This is a genomic window from Tabrizicola sp. BL-A-41-H6 (assembly GCF_050632395.1).
GTDB lineage: Bacteria > Pseudomonadota > Alphaproteobacteria > Rhodobacterales > Rhodobacteraceae > JAUYQR01.
The window spans coordinates 1884397-1902272 of sequence record NZ_CP192600.1; the positions used below are offsets into that span (position 1 = coordinate 1884397).

At 62.2% G+C, this 17876-nt stretch carries 17 protein-coding genes; 6 read left to right on the forward strand and 11 right to left on the reverse strand.

Features of this window, described 5'->3' with window-relative positions; all coding sequences use genetic code 11:
- Window positions 1-98 precede the first annotated feature (98 nt).
- On the forward strand, window positions 99-1154 hold the full coding sequence (locus ACROUL_RS09275) for a glycosyltransferase (protein WP_431299209.1): 1056 nt from the start codon (window positions 99-101) through the stop codon (window positions 1152-1154).
- 4 nt (window positions 1155-1158) lie between these two features.
- Here the strand turns inward: ACROUL_RS09275 and ACROUL_RS09280 are convergent, their stop codons facing one another.
- Entirely contained in the window at window positions 1159-2628 is a 1470-nt protein-coding gene (locus ACROUL_RS09280) for a lipopolysaccharide biosynthesis protein (RefSeq protein ID WP_431299210.1), read from the reverse strand.
- A gap of 396 nt (window positions 2629-3024) precedes the next feature.
- Between ACROUL_RS09280 and ACROUL_RS09285 the strand changes: the two genes are divergently transcribed.
- A complete protein-coding gene (locus ACROUL_RS09285) occupies window positions 3025-4161 on the forward strand; it encodes a glycosyltransferase family 4 protein (protein WP_431299211.1) in 1137 nt (378 codons plus the stop codon).
- Window positions 4162-4235: 74 nt separating this feature from the next.
- Here the strand turns inward: ACROUL_RS09285 and ACROUL_RS09290 are convergent, their stop codons facing one another.
- The 5 genes from ACROUL_RS09290 to ACROUL_RS09310 are packed head-to-tail and all read right to left on the reverse strand — an operon-like array spanning window position 4236 to window position 8598.
- Window positions 4236-5474, reverse strand: a complete 1239-nt coding sequence (locus ACROUL_RS09290; RefSeq protein WP_431299212.1) for an alpha-D-ribose 1-methylphosphonate 5-triphosphate diphosphatase — start codon at window positions 5472-5474, stop codon at window positions 4236-4238.
- A complete protein-coding gene (locus ACROUL_RS09295) occupies window positions 5471-6130 on the reverse strand; it encodes a class I SAM-dependent methyltransferase (protein ID WP_431299213.1) in 660 nt (219 codons plus the stop codon). Before ACROUL_RS09295 ends, ACROUL_RS09290 begins: the two co-directional genes overlap by 4 nt.
- Window positions 6127-6924: a phosphonate ABC transporter, permease protein PhnE gene (gene phnE, locus ACROUL_RS09300; RefSeq protein WP_431299214.1), complete on the reverse strand. Its 798-nt coding sequence runs from the start codon at window positions 6922-6924 to the stop codon at window positions 6127-6129. Before phnE ends, ACROUL_RS09295 begins: the two co-directional genes overlap by 4 nt.
- Complete coding sequence (locus ACROUL_RS09305) at window positions 6921-7724, reverse strand: phosphonate ABC transporter ATP-binding protein (protein WP_431299215.1); 804 nt, start codon at window positions 7722-7724, stop codon at window positions 6921-6923. Before ACROUL_RS09305 ends, phnE begins: the two co-directional genes overlap by 4 nt.
- Before the next feature lie 7 nt (window positions 7725-7731).
- Window positions 7732-8598 (reverse strand): PhnD/SsuA/transferrin family substrate-binding protein, encoded by an 867-nt coding sequence (locus ACROUL_RS09310; RefSeq protein WP_431299216.1) that lies wholly within the window; start codon window positions 8596-8598, stop codon window positions 7732-7734.
- 214 nt (window positions 8599-8812) lie between these two features.
- Here ACROUL_RS09310 and ACROUL_RS09315 point away from each other — a divergent pair, with 214 nt between their 5' ends.
- Window positions 8813-10324 carry a sensor histidine kinase gene (locus ACROUL_RS09315; protein ID WP_431299217.1) on the forward strand — a complete coding sequence of 504 codons (1512 nt, stop codon included), beginning with the start codon at window positions 8813-8815 and terminating at the stop codon, window positions 10322-10324.
- Complete coding sequence (locus tag ACROUL_RS09320; RefSeq protein ID WP_431299218.1) at window positions 10321-10701, forward strand: response regulator; 381 nt, start codon at window positions 10321-10323, stop codon at window positions 10699-10701. The genes ACROUL_RS09315 and ACROUL_RS09320 overlap by 4 nt, the downstream gene beginning before the upstream one ends.
- 21 nt (window positions 10702-10722) lie before the next feature.
- Here the strand turns inward: ACROUL_RS09320 and ACROUL_RS09325 are convergent, their stop codons facing one another.
- The 3 genes from ACROUL_RS09325 to ACROUL_RS09335 all read right to left on the reverse strand — a co-directional run bounded on the left by ACROUL_RS09325 (window position 10723) and on the right by ACROUL_RS09335 (window position 13953).
- Window positions 10723-11739, reverse strand: coding sequence for a proline racemase family protein (locus ACROUL_RS09325; RefSeq protein ID WP_431299219.1), 1017 nt, complete (start codon window positions 11737-11739; stop codon window positions 10723-10725).
- A gap of 75 nt (window positions 11740-11814) precedes the next feature.
- Window positions 11815-13047: an NAD(P)/FAD-dependent oxidoreductase gene (locus ACROUL_RS09330; RefSeq protein WP_431299220.1), complete on the reverse strand. Its 1233-nt coding sequence runs from the start codon at window positions 13045-13047 to the stop codon at window positions 11815-11817.
- Window positions 13048-13068: 21 nt separating this feature from the next.
- Window positions 13069-13953, reverse strand: coding sequence for a dihydrodipicolinate synthase family protein (locus ACROUL_RS09335; protein ID WP_431299221.1), 885 nt, complete (start codon window positions 13951-13953; stop codon window positions 13069-13071).
- A 182-nt stretch (window positions 13954-14135) separates the two neighbouring features.
- On the opposite strand from ACROUL_RS09335, the gene ACROUL_RS09340 reads away from it, so the two are divergent.
- Window positions 14136-14873: a GntR family transcriptional regulator gene (locus ACROUL_RS09340; RefSeq protein WP_431299222.1), complete on the forward strand. Its 738-nt coding sequence runs from the start codon at window positions 14136-14138 to the stop codon at window positions 14871-14873.
- Between the two features lie 94 nt (window positions 14874-14967).
- Window positions 14968-16704 carry a polysaccharide deacetylase family protein gene (locus tag ACROUL_RS09345; RefSeq protein WP_431299223.1) on the forward strand — a complete coding sequence of 579 codons (1737 nt, stop codon included), beginning with the start codon at window positions 14968-14970 and terminating at the stop codon, window positions 16702-16704.
- A gap of 61 nt (window positions 16705-16765) precedes the next feature.
- Here ACROUL_RS09345 and ACROUL_RS09350 read toward each other — a convergent pair whose 3' ends face one another.
- A complete protein-coding gene (locus ACROUL_RS09350) occupies window positions 16766-17101 on the reverse strand; it encodes a hypothetical protein (RefSeq protein WP_431299224.1) in 336 nt (111 codons plus the stop codon).
- A gap of 21 nt (window positions 17102-17122) precedes the next feature.
- A complete protein-coding gene (locus tag ACROUL_RS09355; protein WP_431299225.1) occupies window positions 17123-17641 on the reverse strand; it encodes a Hint domain-containing protein in 519 nt (172 codons plus the stop codon).
- Window positions 17642-17876: the final 235 nt, after the last annotated feature.

Genomic DNA, 17876 nt, shown 5'->3' on the forward strand with positions numbered 1-17876 from the left:
CAAAAAAGGTATCGGGTGGCAAAATGGTGCGTGATCTGAGGGTTCTTCAGGCTATCGATCACCTTAAAGTCGGTGGCGCCCAAAGACTGTTTGAAGTCTTGCGGACCGGAACTCCGCAGGACCGGACGATCGAGATACTCTCGATGGGGTCAAAGGCCGATCCGCTGTATTCGCGGCTTGCGAAGGAAAACGTTGAGATACATGTGGAACCAGACTGCCGCCTTTGGAACCCGATGTCTTATGTGCGGATCTTCAAAGCCATTCGCCGCATTAATCCGGACGTCATTCATCTTCACCTGACCTATGCGACCATCATCGGAGCAGTTGCCGGCAAGCTGGCCGGGTATCCCGTGGTCGCATCCGTCCACAACACGAACACGGTTCAAGCGGCGGGGCTGCGGGGAACCAGTCTGCGGTTTCTTGAAACAACGGCCATTCGACTGTTCGTCGATCGGGTCATCTTTGTCGGCAAGGTCACGGCAGAAGCGAACCGTGATCGCTTTGGGCGGGTTCCGATGGTTACCATCGACAATGTCGTGGAACCACCCGATCCGACCTTGGGCGCGAGTCGCAAGGAAACGCGCGAAGCACTTGGGGCGCGGGATGGTGAGGTTGTCGTTCTGTCGGCTGGGCGACTGACCCTAACAAAGAACATCGGTCTCTTGCTGGATGCGTTTGCCCAGGTCGTTCGAGCCCACCCAGGGGCACGGCTTTGGGTCTGCGGGAACGGTGAGACGGCCGCAGACCTTGGCGAGCAGGCGAACACCTTGGGAATTGGCGATGCGGTGGTTTTTCTGGGCGAGCGGAATGACGTTCCGGTTCTGATGCACGCCGCAGACATCTTTGTCCTGAGTTCTGACGCCGAGGGCCTGCCGCTTGCCCTGCTGGAAGCGATGTCGGCTGGGCTGCCCGTCGTCGCCACTGCCGTGGGCAGTGTTCCCGACTATGTGGAGGGTGGCGCCGGCCTGATCGTGGCGCCCCGACAGGTTGACGATTTTGCCAGGGCCTTGGACAGGATGGTGGGTGACGCGGCCTTCAGAGCCGACGCCGGACGTGCGGCACTTTCGCGGGCGAATGCGTTCACCAATGTCGTGAAGTGGCGTGAGGCGCTGGAAGCCGAGTATATGAAGGCGAAGACCGGAACCAAATCCTGACGCGTCAGAAACCGCGCGACGCCAGAAGTCTTTGGGTGGCCGCCTTCAGCTTTTGCCGTTCGTCCGATGACAGAACGACCGTGTAGGCGAGTGTGAGCAGGATCACCGTCGCGGCGGCGAAGGTGCCCAAGCTGGCGGCAAGGCCATATTCGTTGTCCGCGTAGATCATGATCGCGCCACTGAGGACGGTCAGTGGAACGATGATGATGAAGCTGGTCGTATCCCATTTCAGATTAGAGACACGACTTGCCATAAGGGTCAGGACGACGGTCCGGACGACGCTGCCGAAGAGAACCGCAATGGACACTCCCACCAGTTCGAACGCGGGCGTCAAAACAAACATCGCCACAACGAAAGCCAGAGTTCCAAGAATATAGGCGACAAGTTTAAGACCGGTTCGCCTTTGCAGGATCAGCCCGATTTCGGTGATCCAGCTTATGGACTCTACTGCCAGTGCCATAAGGAGCGGAAAGACGATGACCGCTGCTTCGACGTATTTCTCGCTGGCAAGGAAAACGATCATCGGCCTTGCAATGCTGGACAAGGCCAGGACCAGCAGGCACGACAGCAGGACCAGGATTTTCAGGACCAGGTTGTAAGTGGACTGTGCGTCGGGGCGCTTTCCGATCGACAGGGCGAAGGGTTCCCATGCCGACTGGAACGCAAAGGCGAATAGCCCAAACAGCATGGTGATCTTGGCGCCAGCGGCATAAAGCCCGAGCGCATCGGTGGTTAGTAGAAGCGCCACGAGCGAGCGTTCGATCAAGGGAACGATCCGGCGAAGCGCGCTGATGGCACCATAAGGCAAGGTATAAGACAGCATCTGGAGAATGTAATTCAGCCTTGGGGTCGGCTTTAGCCATGCCCGAATATAGTAGATGCCAATCCCGGAAAAGACGGCGGAAGCCAGAAGGCCCGCAAACAGAATGCCACGAACTGACGCATCGAACAGGAATATTGCCGTCAGCCAGCATATAGCCTGGGTGAACGAGAACCCGACAGAAAGGAAAATATACTTGTTGCGGGAAAAGGTGACGCGCAACAGGACAACAACGAAATTCAGCAATACAAGGAAAGGCGCCTGGAGCAGAAGCATATTGAATGCCGGCAGGAATTCCTGATCAATGCCAAGAAGTGAAAGCGCCCGACCTCCCAGAAGCCAGGCCAGGGGCAGGGCCAATGCCAGAACATAAAGTCTCAGGAAAAACGACTGTGAGATGAGTTCGCGCCGCGTTTCGTGATCTTCGTACTCGAAGAAGTAGCGCGCAACACCGCTGTCCTGACCAAAAACGAGAAACACGGTCAAAAAGCCGCCAAAGAACTGAAGAATATCGAAGACGCCATACTCGGCGACGGACAGATACCGGACGATGATCGGAAATGTGATAAGTGACGCGAAGCGACTGATCGCAGCCGCCATGCCATAAACTGCCGAATCCTTGGCCAGAAAACGCAGGCGTCCGCCAAGGCTCATCGACGATGGATCGCCAGGTTGCGGGCTCTTTTCCAGGTCGGACCTCCGCCGTGCATCAAGCCGTCTTGCCTGACACGTTACGGATTCAGCGTCTGCCAGCAATATCAAAAGTATTCAAGCCTGTAGTTTCTCGGTGCAGAAGTAGGCCATTCACAACTCAATTACATGGGGGATCATGGGAGGGCCGCTTCGCATGTTTCGAAGCCAGGGCTTAGGCGCCCCGTGACGCAGCTCACGGGCATCCCGACCTTTCTGACTTTTGAGGGCCCCGTTGATGGTAAGCTGACACGACCCCTTCCTGAACCAGCGTGGTTGGGCTAGCATCGAAGTGCAAACAGCGTTAAACTTTCCGGCGGATCGCTGCCAGGTGGGCGGAAGATGGATTTCTGACTAGAGATGAATACAAATAAGAAGACGTTTCTTTTCATCATGCCTGGCACAGTCCCAATTGCCAATCCACGGGTGTCTCGTCATCTTGCAGAAGCTTTTCCCGACTTCGAATGCGAGGTTCTCGATTATTCGAAAGAACTGCGATCCAGGCCGATTTCCCTGATCTTAATCTGCTTGCGCACTGTGCTTGAAATGGGACTTGGAGTTCTCAAAGACAGAAGCAAGTTGCGTGATTCAATTCTGCGCACGGTCGCGACGGAGAACTGGATCAAGAGATGGGTCGCCGAGCGTGTTTCCGCAGGCAATGTTGCTTTCAGTTTCCAGATGCAGTCCCTGTTTGACGGGAGCGTTGCAGGTTGCTCGCATTTCGTGTTCACGGACCATACCCGTCTGGAGAACGAGAAATATCCGAAGACCGAACAAGGGCCGGCACAGCCGCAACGTATGATCAATCGTGAAGCCGAAATTTATGCAAATGCTTGTGTTGTATTTGTGCGCAGCGAAAACATTCGTCGGTCTCTGACGAACGAATACCGGACAGATCCGAAGAAGGTCGAAGTTGTTTATGCCGGATCAAACCTTCAGGAAGGCCGGCCAATAAACGATGCTGCTGTGGAGCGGGATCCGTTCACCATCCTCTTTGTGGGTCTTGATTGGGAGCGCAAGGGTGGACCGGAGCTTCTGGCGGCGTTTCGTCTGCTTCGAAAGAAGCATCCCGAGGCCCGTCTTGTGATTGCAGGAGCCTCGCCCGATGTTCCCGCTGATCTTGAGGGGGTCGAAGTGATCGGGGAAGTTTGCAACGACGTCCTCGGGCAGCTTTACCGGCGTGCCGGCATCTTTTGTCTTCCCACCAGGCGAGAACCGTTCGGAATTGTCTTTCTCGAAGCGATGCAACATGGCTTGCCGGTTGTTGGCACAGATATCGGCGCCCAGCGTGATTTCATTCGAAATGGGGAGACGGGTTTCCGTGTCCCGGTTCGTGACCCGGATGCAATCGCATCGGCCCTATGCAAGCTCTGCGATGACCCCAACGCGGCAAAGGAAATGGGGCAACGCGGCGAGCAGCTTATTCGTGACAGGTACAATTGGAAAAGTGTCGTGGAGAAGATTTCAGTCAGAATCCGGCGTGAGATCAGAGAATAGGCCGACGACGCGAAGGACGGAACGATGTTTTGTGCTGCAACGATAGCGCGGGAGGGGCGCCTGATCGACTTCATTCAGTGAAATGCAGGTTCTGGCAGGTGCGTTGGCGGCAGGGCAGAGTAGCCGTTCCGCCCGGCGATCCAGGTGCGCACGGGTGCCGGGGCGTGACCTTCGGGCCAGTCAAGGAGCACAAGGTCGGCGCGCAGGCCGGGCGCGATGCGGCCACGGTCGGCAAGGCCCATCGCGGCTGCGGGGTTGGCCGAGACCAGTTTCCAAAGCGCGTGCAGGGGGGCGATCCGGTCGGCCGACAGGCGCACCATAGCGCCAAGCATGGCGGGGTAGAAATAGTCTGACGCAAGGATGTCGCAAAGGCCGCGGACGATCATTTCGGCAGCGCCTGGGCTGCCAAGGTGACTGCCTCCGCGCATCGCGTTCGGCGCCCCAAGGACGATAGGGTCGCCCGCAGCGCGGGCGGCAAGGAAAACGCGTTCATGCATTGGAAATTCCGCAACCGTCGCGCCGAGGCCGCGATACCAGCGGCGGGTTTCGACCTGACTGTCATCGTGGCTGAGCATCGGGGCATGGTGATCGCGCGCAAGGGCGGCGATGCGTTCGATGCGGGCGGGAACCTTGTCGCGCTGCGCCCAGATGGTGGCAAGCAGGGTTACGAAGGCCGCGGTGGACATATTCGCCCGCTTGGCGCGGTCGGCCATCTTTCTCAGGAAATCGTCGGCAGCAAGGTCGGTGACGGGGTAATCCGGCACATGGTCGAAGGGGCGGTCGTGGACGGCGATCTCGGGGTGCAGAACGCCCGACGAGGTGTGGTCGTTGAACGCAAGCGCCGGGCGGTGTGGCCCGGCGAGGACATAAGCGATCAAGGGTTCCGCCTCGGTGCAGAAGGTTTCCCAGCGCAGCTGCAGGCGATTGTCGGTGGTCAGGCGCGGGCGCAGGGTTTCCAGCGCGCGGACCATTTGCCACCCGGTATCGACGCTGCGCAGGCCGGGTTCCCATGAGAGGGTGAGGGCATGGTAGGCGGTGGCGATGCCGTTCGATGCCAGCTGCCGGTCGGTTTCAAGAAGTGCCGCTTCGATCGGGACGGTGACGCCGGGGCGGGGCATGATCTGGCGTTCGAAGGCGTCGCCGTGAATGTCGACGAAGGCGGGGGCAAGTAGGCGGCCCTTGCCATCGATGAGGCTGGCGCCGTCGCGGGCAACGTCGATGCCGGTGATGCGGCCGGCTTCGATGCGGAGGGAGGCGGTTTCGATCCGGTCGTCAAGAACTAGGCGCGCGCCTTCGATCACCTCGGCAGTCATGCCAGCCTCTCGGCAAGAAGGTGCCAGTGCCAGGAGCCGGGTTTTTCATGCGGGCGGTCGTAAAGCGTGAACACCTCGAACCCCCACAGAAGGGCAAGAAGGTCGGACGCGGTGCAAAAATAGTGCGGATGGACCTTGTCGCCCTTGCCGTCGAAGACCCAGGTATTTCGGCTGATCTCGTGGCCCTCTGCCTTGGCCTGTTCGGGTGGCAAGCGGCGATTGGAAAGCATGGTGGCCATGAAACTGCCGCCGGGGCGGAGGACGCGGGCAACCTCGGCCAGGGTGCGGCGGACAACGGTTTCGTCGCCGTGGTAGATGACGTTCCAAGCGAGGACGTGGTCAAAGCTGCCTGCGTCGAACGGCAGGTCGGTCATCGGGGCGTGACAGGTCTCGATGGCAAGCGACTTGGTGAAGGCGGCGGCACCGATCGCGGCGACAGAAGCTTCGGCGGCATCCAGTGCGGTGACCTGATGGCCGAGTTCAGCAAGGCTGAGCGCGTGCCGACCGATGCCGGCACCAAGGTCAAGGATGCGGCTGCCGGGGGCCAGCGTCTGGGCATGATCGACGACCCACGGTTCGGGCATGGCCCACGGCGAAGAGCCGTCTGCCCTTTGCCATTCATCGTTCCAGTAGCGGTGCGCGGTGTCGGTGTTCATATCAGCTTCCCGCGGATCCAGCCCGAGCCTTGCTCGACAGCGATGACGAGTGCGAGCATCAGTAGGATGATCGCAAGGGCTTCGTCGTAGTTGAAAAGGTCGAAGGCGACCTTCAGATCGACCCCGATGCCACCCGCGCCGACAAGGCCAAGCGCGGCCGAGCCGCGCACCGATTTCTCCAGCGCGAAAAGCGAGGTGGCGGTGAACGAGGGCAGGCAGGCCGGGAACACCGCCGACACGATCAGGCCAACGCGGCTGGCGCCGATGGCGCGCAGCGCGTCCTGCGGGCCAGGGTCGGTTTCCTCCATCGCCTCGGCGAAGAAGCGGCCGGCAAAACCGATCTTGTCGACCATGATCGCCATGACGCCGGCGGCGGGGCCGAGGCCCACGATGATGATGAAGATGATCGCCCAGACAAGGTCAGGCACGGTGCGGAACAGCGCGATGACAACGCGGGCGACGGTGCGGATAATGGGGTGAGGCGAAAGCCGGTCGGTCGCGAGGATGGCGAAAGGAATGGCGAGGATGAGGCCAAAAAAGCAGCCGGCCACCGCCATTTGCAGCGTTTCCAGAAGCTTCCAACAGATTGGAATGATGCGGGTGAAATCCGGCGGGAACATCTGCGTCAGCATCCCCGACGGTGCGAAAAGCCGGGCGATGCCGCGGCCGAGCTTGTCCAGCGCGGGGGCCGTGGTTGCAAGCGATGAGATCACGAGTGCCAGCACCAGCAGCAGCGCCAGGTATTCCGGCAGGCTGCGATGCCCAAACCGGCGAGGGGCGGTAAGCGCGGTCATGCGGCCTCGACGTGGTCAAAGAAGCGGCGCAGACTAGGGGCGCTGGCACGGGCGGTGGGCTGGTCAAGCGTGATGCGGCCGTCGGCAAGGCCGAGGATGCGGTCGGAGAATTGCAAGGTATGTTCCAGACGGTGCGAAATCATCAAAAGCGACAGCCCGTTTTCGCGCACCAGCCCAAGCAGCAGCGCCATCACCTCTTCGCCGGTCTGCGGATCGAGGCTGGCGTCGGGCTCGTCGGCAAGAATGAAGGCGGGGCGCTGCATCAGCATCCGCGCGATGGCAACACGCTGCTGCTGGCCGCCCGACAGGCTGTCGACGCGGATCAGGGCGCGGTCGGCAAGCCCTACGCGATCAAGGCAGGCCATCGCTTCGGCGCGCACAGCGGCTGGGGCGAGCGCCTGAAACCACGCGCGCGGTCCGGACAGGCGCGACTGCACCCCGTGGACCACGTTCGACAGGGCCGAAAGGCGTGGCACAAGGTTGTGGCGTTGCCAGACGAAGCCCACCTCGGCCCGGAAAGCCCGCAGATCTTGCGGGTCCAGCGCCCGAACATCGCGGCCAAGCATCTGGATGCGACCGCCGCTCGGTTCGATCAGCCGGACGAGGCATTTCAGGAGGGTCGACTTGCCCGACCCGTTGGCGCCGATAAGTGCGGTGGACTGGCCGGGTGCCAGCGTGAAATCGAGTCCGCTCAGGACGGCGCGCCCGTCGAACGATTTGGCAAGGCCCGAGACAGCCAGAACCGGCCCCACCATCGTGGAGCCGGCCTGAAGCTCAAAAGGTGCCGCAGGGGCGTTCATCGCCGGATCACTGGCCGACGAATTCGGTAAACTCGGTAATGCCGATGTTTTCATACATCCGGCGCACCACGTCGTAATCGCCATCAGTCACCGTGGCGCTGAAGCTGCCGCCGATGTACTTGGCATTTTCTTCAGTCGTGGTAAGTGCCGCGAGCAGCACATCACCCTTGTCAGCAAAGGTCTTGCGCACGGTTTCGACCACCTCCGGCGCCACGGTCGGCGAGACCAGAAGCACGTCGTTCGGCAGGGTCACGCCCTTTGCGATGGTGCGGAATTTCTGATCCGGGAACTTCTTGGTGATGCTGTCGATATGGGTGCGGTTCAGGCCGATAGCACCGATATCGCCCGAAATCAGCGCCTCGACAGCGACGTTGCGGTTCAGGAACACCGGCTCGTAATCGGTGGAGTAGGTCAGGCCCGCTTCGGCAAGAAGCGTGACCGGCCCCAGATGCTGCGAGGTGGAGCCGATCTCGCCGAAGGACACCTTCATGCCCTTGAGGTCGGCGGGCGTCTGCACCGGGCTTTGGTCCAGCACAACGAGCGTCGAATAATAGTCCGGCCGGTTCCAGGTTACGACAGGCTGGGCGTTCAAGCGGGCGTTGAACACCACGTATTCAGCTGGGCCGGTCAGCACGAAATCGACCTGATCGGCCGCCATCGCCTCTACCGCGACGGTGCGTCCCGAAACGGGGAAGAACTCGACCTTGAGGCCGGAAGCAGCCTCGAAAGCGTCCTTGAAGGGGCCCATCTCGCGCTGGAGGGTTTCCAGACCGTCGATGTCGGTGACGGCGAAGCGGATCGTTTCCTGGGCAACGGCTTGCGAGGCCGCGACGGCACCGAGGGTGACAAGTGTGGAGAGAAGGAGGTGTTTCATGGTGAACCCGTACTGGTTGCGTCGAGGTCCACCTAGCTGGCGCGTGTGACTGGCAGACGACGGTTCGGTCAAAGATCCATGACAGGTTCTGGTTTTTGGCATGGCTTGTGGGCCGAGGAGCCCCGGACCCGCGCGATCACGCCATTCGGCTGAAGGAACCGGAAGGCCGGGCGATGCGTTATGGCAATCGCACAATAGCATTGGGGGGGCTGGCGTGACATTGCCTGATGGTCTTGCGGCCGGCACGTCGGAATCTGTGGCTGACGGGCGCGAGCTGCGTGCACTTTACGATTTCACCGATGCGATCTACCGCGCCCGGTCTGTCGACGAGATCTATGCGGCCGCACTCGACGCGATCACGACGACGCTGGGCTGCGACAGGGCGTCGATCCTGCTGTTCGACCCGGCTGGCGTGATGACTTTCGTGGCATGGCGCGGCCTGTCGGACCGGTATCGCCGGATGCTTGCTGGCCACACGCCCTGGCGGCCGGAGGATATCGACCCGTCTCCGATCTATGTAGCGGACATACGCGAAACGGATGAGCCGGACTGGATCAAGGACGAGATCGCTGCGGAGGGGATCGTCGGGCTTGGCTTTATCCCCCTGACGTCCGACGGCCGGGTGATGGGCAAGTTCATGACCTACTACCGCCAGCGTCAGGTGTTCGAACCGCATCTGACCACGCTTGCTGTTACCATCGCACGCCAGCTTGGCTTCAGCATCGGGCGGGCGCGGGCGGAGGCTTCACGCGAAGCTGCGCTGGCGGACCTACGTCTGTCGGAGGAGCGGTTCCGGCTGATGTCGGAACAGGCGCCGGTGATGATCTGGATGAGCGATCCGAACGGGCACTGCCAGCATTTGAACCGCATGGCGCGCGAGTTCTGGGGGGTTGAGGAAGGCGCGATCGGGACCTTTGACTGGTCTTCGACCATCCATCCCGACGACGTGGAGGATGTGGGGCGGCAGATGGGGCAGGCAGTGGCCGCGCATGAGCCGGTTGTCTTGCGTGGGCGCTATGCCAACGTGCAGGGCGACTGGCGCACGTTGCAGACCGAAGCCCGCCCCCGCTTTGGCGGTGACGGAAGTTTCCTTGGCATGATCGGGGTCAATGTCGACGTGACCGAACAGGAAAGCGTGGCACGGCAGCGGGAACTGATGCTTGGCGAATTGAACCACCGGGTGAAGAATACCCTCGCCGTCGTTCAGGCGATTGCACATCAGACCTTCAAGAGTGCCACGCCAAACCCGCAGGCCGCCGCCTTCAACGGGCGCCTTGGCGTGCTGGCGAAGGCGCACAACATGCTCTCGCGCGTGCAATGGGAATGCACGCCGCTGGACCGGCTGACCCTTGAGGTGCTGTCCGGCAACCCCGCCACCAGGACCCGGGTGTTCGCGCAGGGACCGGCGGTCATGTTGCAGCCGAAGCAGGCGCTGGCGATTGCGTTGGCGCTGCATGAGTTGCAGACCAATGCTTTGAAATATGGTGCGCTTTCGGTCGAGGGTGGAACGGTATCGGTGACGTGGCAACGCGCGGAGCCAAAGCGGCTTGAGATTGTCTGGCGCGAAACCGGTGGGCCGGAGGTGGAGGCCCCGACGCATCGCGGGTTCGGCACGATGATGATCGAGCAGGGCCTGGCTGCCGATCTGGAAGGGACGGCCAGAATTGATTTCCGGCCCGAGGGTCTGGTGTGCCGGATCGACGCGTTTTCCGGGACTGTGCCATGAGCGCGTTGGCAAACCGTCGCGTTCTGGTGGTCGAGGATGAATTCCTGATCTCGGCGATGCTGTGCGACATGCTGATCGCCGCTTCGGCCGAGGTTGTCGGGCCCGCGGCAAACGTCAGCGCGGCGCTGAAGCTGATCGAGGAAAATAAGGTGGACGGCGCCATTCTGGACATGAACCTGAATGGGCAATGGATTGATCCAGTTGCGGAGGCGCTGACCCAACTTGCAATACCGTTCGTGTTTACCACCGGCTATGGAGCGAACGTCCGCAGCCAGAAGTTCGGCGCTCGGACGATCGAAAAGCCCTATGCGCTGGAGAGTGTCGAAGCCGAGCTTGCGCTGGCGATCGAGGACGGCGCGAGGTCACAGTGTGATTGACCGGGGCTTTGTCGGTGACGATCAGCCGCCCCAGGTGTCGGACAGGGTGAAGCCCAACGGGAAGGGATCGGTCGGGTCGAGGCAAATCTGGCTGAAACCATAGATCCAGCCTTGGCCGGAAACGCGGTTCATGGTGGCGGGGTAGGGGCCGACGGTGGTTTCGGCGACCAGTTCGGTGGTGAATTCGCCGCCGATGATGGACCGCGAAATGACCACATCGCCGGGCTTGGCGCGACCGCGGGCATGGCGGGCGGCCATGCTGGAGTTTGATCCCGTGCCGCAGGGCGAACGGTCGGTACGCCCGGGGCGCAGCGTGGTGCAGGTGCGCAACGCCCCGTCGGGTTCGTTGGCGAAGAACATGACGTAGGACAGGCCGTCAAGCGCAGGTGTAAGCGGGTGCCGGGCGGGTTCGGTGGCAGCAATGCGGTTGCGCAGGTCGACACCGATCGTTGCAAGCTGTCGGGCGTTGTCGGGCGTTATCGCAAGCCCGATCTGGCCGACATCGACCAGCGCATAGAACACGCCGCCAAAGCAGAGATCGTAGGTGACAGCGCCCCATTCGGCGGTGTCCAGCACCGCGTCGCGCTTGGTCACGAAAGCTGCCGGCATGTCCAACGTGACTTTCACCACCTTGCCGTTCGTGCAGGTGGCCGTTGCTTTAACCAACCCGGCTGCGGTGTCGAGGGTGACGATGCTGACCGGCTCGACCATCGGCACCATGCCTGTCTCCAGAAGCGCCGTCGTGGCGCACATCGCGTTGGAGCCGGACATGGCGTGGGCCTGGTCCGGTTGCAGGACGATCAGCCCGACGTCGGCGACGGGGTCGCAAGCCGGGGTCAACAGGCAGAACGATCCCGCAGGGGCGGAACGGGGTTCGGAACACAGCCAGCGGCGCAGACTATCGTCGACCGTGTTCAGGTAGTGAAGCTTGGCGGCCATCGTGGCGCCGGGGATGTTCAGCACCCCCCCGATGATCACTCGCCCGACTTCGCCTGCGCAATGGACGTCGACGGTCTGGATGGTGCGGCTAAGATGCATGGGATCGGCCTTTCAGGTGCCTTAAGCCTTAGGAATAAAGTAGCCGGTTAGTTTGCGCGAGAGCGGTCTGCATGGTCAGAACCGGTTGATGCGGTAAGGATGCAAATCGACGGGCGGCCTTGCGCCGGTGATGAGGTCGCCCATCAGACGGGCGGTGGTCGCAGCATAGGTCAGGCCAAGGTGGCCGTGGCCGGTGGCGTAGAACAGGCCGCGCGTCTTTGCCGATGCTGACAGGATCGGCACCGTGTCAGGCAGCGCGGGTCGGTGGCCCATCCATTCGGTGAACGCCTCGCATTGCAGGTTGGGCAGGGCTTCGCGCGCGCGTCTCACCGTGATTTTGGCACGGCGATAGTCCGGCGGCGCGGTAAGACCGGCCATCTCGACCGTCCCGCCAACCCGGATGCCACCCGCCGTGGGAGTGACCATGAAGGCCCGGGCCGGCCAGATGATCGAGTGTTTCATCGTGATGCCGGGCGCCATGATCTGGGTGTGATAGCCCCGCTCGGTTTCAAGGGGGATCGGTTCGCCCAGGGCTTTGGCGAGGGTGGCGCTGAAGGCTCCGGCGGCGATGACCACCTCGTCCGCGGCGATGTGGCGGCCGTCTTTCAGCACGACGTCGCGGATGGTGTCGGAGCGGGTGAAGCCGGTAACCTCGCCCCGTTCGATGCGGCCGCCCATCGCGGTGAAACGGTCTGCAAGCGCGAGGACGAGGCGGTAGGGGTCTTTCATCGAGCGGTTCTGCGGGAAGCGCACGGCAAGGCCGATCTTGTCGGAGAGTTCCGGTTCCAGAGCCTTGATCGCCTGCCGACCGATCACCTCGTGCGCAAAGCCGAACCGTTCAAGAAGGGCGATGTGATCGCGGTCGGCTGCGAATTCGGCCTCATTGGCGTAAAGTGACAGGCAGCCCTCGTCGGATATCTGGTCGCCAAGCCCGGTATCGCGCAACAGCGCCATCGTATCGTCAAGCGCCCGGGCACAAAGCGCCGCCCCTTGGGCTTCGAGGTCGCGGAGCTTTGCCGGGCGCGAGGCGGCGATGAAGCGCAGGAACCACGGCGCGAGCCGTGGCATGTAGGACGGACGCAGCCGCACCGGACCTTCGGGATCCAGCATCCAGCCCGGGATCTGTCGCCACACCGAGGGGCGCGAGGCTGGCATGAATTCGGTCACTGCAATCGAGGCCATGTTGCCGAAGGACGCCCCCATGCCGGGGGTGTCACGGTCAAGAAGCACCACGTTACGCCCGCGCCTTTGCAGATCATGCGCGATGGCGGTGCCGATGATGCCCGCCCCGATGACGACAGTTGTCATGGCTTCCCCCGACGCGCCGGCCTATTTCCAGGTGATCACGACCTGCATCGCGGCGGCGAATTCAGCCTTTTCCGCCTCGGTCAGCGGGCCGAAAGGCATCCGGCAGTCGCCCACCGGCTGGCCCTGCAAGGCGCAGCCGTACTTCAGCTTTTGCACGAATTTGCCGGATTCCAGCACGTTCATCGCGGGCCAGATCGCGGTCATGATCGCTTTGGCGCGGGCATGATCGCCGGCGCGGAACGCGGCGTCCATCTCGCAGACCGGTTTCGCCATGCAGTTCGCAGGACCGCAGATCCAGGAATCCGCCCCCCAATACATGAAATCCCACGCGATGTCGTCGGAGCCGGACACCAGCTGGATGCGGCCAGCGTAGCGTGTGGAAATACCAATGGCGCGTTGCAGGACACCGGAGGATTCCTTGATCCCGATGATGTGTGGATTGTTGGCCAGCGCGTCGAGCGCCTCGTATCCGATTTCGACGCCGTCCTTGCCGGGATAGGAATAAAGCACCACGTCCATTTCAGTCGTGCTGGTCACGGTGTTGAAATGGTTGATGATTTCTGCCTGCGTCGGCTTGGTGTAGAAGGGCACGGCCAGAAGGACGGCGTGGTAGCCCATCGCCTTGGCGCGCAGGGTATTGGCAATCACCCCGGCGGTCGAGGGTGCGTTGGTTCCGGCGATCAGGGTTTCGGAGGGCAGCGCGAAATCCCTGACGAATTGCAGCACGCTGTCGCGTTCGGCATCGGTCATCAGGTTGTATTCCCCCGATGACCCGCAGGGCACCCATCCAGACACCCCGGCGGCACGCAGCGCCGTGAGGTGCGCCTTGAAGGCCGGGAAGTCGATCTGGCCCGCGGCATCGAACGGCGTGACGAGGGCGGGCATGACGCCGGACAATTTGCGCATTTCGGTCCTTTCGGGTTTCGCCGGGCCCGTTGTGGGGAGACGGCTTGGCGAATCTGGTGTCGGCAGGGTGTCGACGGGTGATTAGTGCCGTTTGCGGGATCGCGGGTCAACATGTATAATGTCTGTCGACACAAGCCGTTGGCGGGACTATCCGTTGGCGCGACATGCCGGAGACAGCGACTGTGACCGACGAACCAGAAGCCAAACGAGCCAAGGGGATGGGCGTCCGCTACGCCTATGAAACGATCCGCGACGAGATCCTTGATCTGACGCTGGACCCTGGGCAGTTGCTGGATGAAACTTCGCTTGCCGAGCGGTTCGGAATGTCACGCTCGCCGGTGCGGGAGGCGCTGATCCGGCTGGCGGGCGAGGAGTTGGTGGTGACGCTGGCGAACCGGTCGACCATCGTTGCCCCGATCGACGTGCAGAGCTTTCCCAAATACGTGGAGGCGCTGGATATCGCGCAGCGGATGAACACCCGGCTTGCCGCCGAATTGCGCACCGACGCTGACTTGCAGGCCATCGCGGCGCGGCAGCACGGGTTCGTGGTTGCCGTCGGGTCCGGTCGACACCTGGCCATGTCCGAAGCGAACAAGGCGTTTCACATGGCCATCGCCACGGCAGGCAGGAACCCCTACCTTGCGTCTTTCTACGAGCGGTTGCTCAACCAGGGGAGGCGGATGCTTCACCTGCATTTCCGCTATCTGGAGGCCGGCAACGAGGGCCATCTGTTGACCGACGAGCATGACGAGATGCTGGCGGCAATCCGTGACCGGGATGTGGAGCGCGCCGATACGCTGGCCCATCTGCACACCCGCCAGTTCCGCGACAATTTCATCGACTTCATGACGCAGGGATATCTGACGGACGCACGGCTGTTGTCTATTGGCCAGCCTTCTGCCGCGCCTTTGGCGGTGTAGATCGGCCTAGGTCGGGCGAAGGTCGATTTCCTTTTCCTTTGGAGGGCCGTCGACCTATCTTTGCCCGAGGATCGGTGCAGGATGACGCGGTTTGATGATCCCACTTGGAAAGCCTTCGACCGGACAGGTGGGCAGTCGTCTGCGCGCCGCCGGGCTTGCCGGGCTGCTGGCCGTGCTGTGCTGGACCGTTGCGGCGCCTCGGGCGGCTGCGGGCGATGTGCTTTTGACCTTTGACACCGAGTTCGACAATGACGCGGAAGCGATCGTGGAGCTTGGCTTGGCGGTCCCCGCGACCTATTTCTGGACCGGCAGCTATGCCCGCGAACACCCGAAGATCCTGCAAAATCTAGCCTCGCAGGGGCACACCATCGGGGCGCACAGTTTCTTTCATGACGATCTGACCCTGCTCGATCCAGAGCAGCTTCGGGCCGACCTTGATCTGAACAAGGCAGCGGTCGAGTCGATCTCGGGTGTCACGGTGACGGCGTTTCGGGCGCCCTTCCTGAAGTTCAACGACGCGGTGATGGCGGAGGTGCAGGAGCAGGGTTTCCTGATCGACAGTTCCGAAGAAGCCGCGTGGCCGCGCAATCCGAGGCTGCCGGTGCTTGGGGTTTCGGTGTTCGAAAACCTGCTCGTCTCGGACTTTGACATCTTTGACGGGCTTTGGCTGGATGATGCGACCGCGCTGGATTTCCTGATCCGGGCCTATGCGCGGCATGACGAAAGGGGGCAACCCTTCGTGATGCTTTTGCATCCGCGCATCATTGCCCGTCATGCGCGTGTGATCCGCGAGTTCATTTCGCATGTCGAAACCAGCGGCGGCCGGTTTCACACCTTTGACGGCTATATCGACACGATCAAAAGGTCGCTGGGGGCGCAGCAGACCGGCATCTGGGCGGAGTTGGGACCGACCTTCGATGTGGGAGCGGTGCTGGCGCAGGCCGAGGAGCGCAAAGCGACCGACATTTACCTGAGCCTGCCGAACCTGCTTGACCTGCCGCAGGGCCCGACGCTTGCCGCCGCAGCGGTGCGCAGGGCGCAGGCGCGCGGCTTGCGGCTGCATCTGGCCTTTCCGGTGATGCACAATCCGGGGCTGGCCGCTGCAAGCCCCGTTGTACGGATGGGCGATGAATCGGGTCGGCCGAGGCGGGACTGGATATCGCCCTCGCATCCTGAGGCGCGACGGCTGCTGATTGCGCGGGCGCGCGACCTTGTGTCATCGCTTGGGGTCGATGGCCTGCTGCTTTACGGGCTTGGCTATCCGGGGCTGGCCTGGGACTTTTCGCCCGCGGCCCGGCAGCGCTTCACGGCGGCGAGCGCGGTCATCGGCGTGGCGCCGGAAGACATCCTTCACAAGCACTATCTGGCCTGGACCCAGTGGCGGTCAGGCGAAACGGCGCTTCTGGTGGCCGAGATCGCCGCCGCCGCACGCAGCGCAAAGGCCGATGTCACGATCAGCGTTTCGCTGCCGGCGGTGGCTGCGACCGATTTTCGGATGCAGGAGCTTGCGGGGCAGGATTTCCGGCAAATCGGCGGTCTGGTCGATACGATCATCCTGTCTCGGTCTCTGGACGGCGACCGGGGTGGGGCGGCGCTGGCCCGAAGTCTGCTTGCAACGCGCGCACAGGCCGGAGCAGTGCGGATCCTGTCGGAAGCGGACGGGGCAGACAATAGGGGTGTCCACCTGACGGATTACATGAACGCAAGCGCTCTGCCGACGCTGCCAGACCTGCTGGCCTTGCGGTCCGGGACGGTTGCAGACCTTCGCACCCGCCAGGTGGACAGGCGCCGGACGATCTGGCCTGCCCTGACGCTGCCGCTTGGTCCCTGAGTGCGACAGACGATGACACCGCCGCCCGCCAGTCTGTGGCAATTGCGGGCGGGCGGTCCGGTCAAGCGGTTGATCCGAAACGCGGCAGCAATCCCAACGCGAGGTCGGCAGCCACGGCCCGCCGCGCTTCCTGTTCGGCAAGGGCGAGGGTGGCGATGTGGGTCATGCCGGCTTTCTTTGACAGCCCGTAGCCGCGGTCGTCGGCTGCACGCTGGTTCAGAATTTCGTGGAGGTTTTCAGCCTCGGCCACAAAGAGGGTTTCCCAACCCCGCGTGTCGCCCAGTCTGCACAGCACATAGACGCCCGCGACGGGGTTGAAGATCTGGCCTTCGGGAAAGACGTCGAAGATGTATGTGGTGCCGCTTTTGCCGCGCCAACTGATTGAAACATTGAGCATTTGAAGTGCATCCGGCCCGGCCTAGACCCGGACCAGCACTCCTTCCATGCGCACGGTGACCGGGGCACCGCAATGGAAGCGGTAGTACGTCAGGCCCGTGCTTTGCGCCCGGTGCGCGCGCGACTGCGCGCACAGATCGCGACCCGACACGAAACGCGAGGCGACATGGGCGTCTGGCGACAGCATCTGGCACGGCGAGACCGTCATTTCGGTCATTGGCCGACCCTGCCCGAAGGCGTTGGCGGGAATGCGGATCGGCTGGGCGCTGGGATGCTTGGTGAGGAAATCCTCGTCGAGATGCAGCTTGTCGATCCATTCCACACGCACGAGCGCGCCGGTGGCGGTGCGGATGTCATCGCGCACTCGCAGCGCCTCGATCGGCAGATCACCGAAGGCGGTGCCGACGCGGGTCTTGCCCAGAAAGCCCGGCAGGTTCCATTCCACCGGCGCGTCCGGTTCAACGTCTTCGCGTTCGCTGGGCGAAAAACCACCCAGGAGAGATTGCAGCACGGCCCCATCAAAACGGGGTAGTTCAGACATCATACGCTTCATTACAAACACTCTACTCAAAATCGGCCCGGAGCAATGGCAGTCGCTCGGGGCAGTAAATCCCCACGAACAAACATTACGCTTTTTCGAGGGGTAGAAGAAGTTGTCGAAAAGGACAGCAAGCGGTCTGTATACGTGATCAATCCGTAGGATGGGCAGTCATTGTAGTGGTTAAAAAAACTTTAACCAGAAGGGGTTACAACCTTGAGTTGAGGCGAGCTGACGA

What these genes read in the sequence shown, in the direction of transcription:
- phnE (WP_431299214.1), bottom strand. Translation starts at nt 6,924, where the DNA reads ATGACCGCGCTTACCGCCCCTCGCCGGTTTGGGCATCGCAGCCTGCCG.
- ACROUL_RS09350 (WP_431299224.1), bottom strand. Translation starts at nt 17,101, where the DNA reads ATGCTCAATGTTTCAATCAGTTGGCGCGGCAAAAGCGGCACCACATAC.
- ACROUL_RS09290 (WP_431299212.1), bottom strand. Translation starts at nt 5,474, where the DNA reads ATGACTGCCGAGGTGATCGAAGGCGCGCGCCTAGTTCTTGACGACCGG.
- ACROUL_RS09295 (WP_431299213.1), bottom strand. Translation starts at nt 6,130, where the DNA reads ATGAACACCGACACCGCGCACCGCTACTGGAACGATGAATGGCAAAGG.
- ACROUL_RS09320 (WP_431299218.1), top strand. Translation starts at nt 10,321, where the DNA reads ATGAGCGCGTTGGCAAACCGTCGCGTTCTGGTGGTCGAGGATGAATTC.
- ACROUL_RS09285 (WP_431299211.1), top strand. Translation starts at nt 3,025, where the DNA reads ATGAATACAAATAAGAAGACGTTTCTTTTCATCATGCCTGGCACAGTC.
- ACROUL_RS09325 (WP_431299219.1), bottom strand. Translation starts at nt 11,739, where the DNA reads ATGCATCTTAGCCGCACCATCCAGACCGTCGACGTCCATTGCGCAGGC.
- ACROUL_RS09335 (WP_431299221.1), bottom strand. Translation starts at nt 13,953, where the DNA reads ATGCGCAAATTGTCCGGCGTCATGCCCGCCCTCGTCACGCCGTTCGAT.
- ACROUL_RS09280 (WP_431299210.1), bottom strand. Translation starts at nt 2,628, where the DNA reads ATGAGCCTTGGCGGACGCCTGCGTTTTCTGGCCAAGGATTCGGCAGTT.
- ACROUL_RS09345 (WP_431299223.1), top strand. Translation starts at nt 14,968, where the DNA reads ATGATCCCACTTGGAAAGCCTTCGACCGGACAGGTGGGCAGTCGTCTG.
- ACROUL_RS09305 (WP_431299215.1), bottom strand. Translation starts at nt 7,724, where the DNA reads ATGAACGCCCCTGCGGCACCTTTTGAGCTTCAGGCCGGCTCCACGATG.
- ACROUL_RS09355 (WP_431299225.1), bottom strand. Translation starts at nt 17,641, where the DNA reads ATGTCTGAACTACCCCGTTTTGATGGGGCCGTGCTGCAATCTCTCCTG.
- ACROUL_RS09330 (WP_431299220.1), bottom strand. Translation starts at nt 13,047, where the DNA reads ATGACAACTGTCGTCATCGGGGCGGGCATCATCGGCACCGCCATCGCG.
- ACROUL_RS09310 (WP_431299216.1), bottom strand. Translation starts at nt 8,598, where the DNA reads ATGAAACACCTCCTTCTCTCCACACTTGTCACCCTCGGTGCCGTCGCG.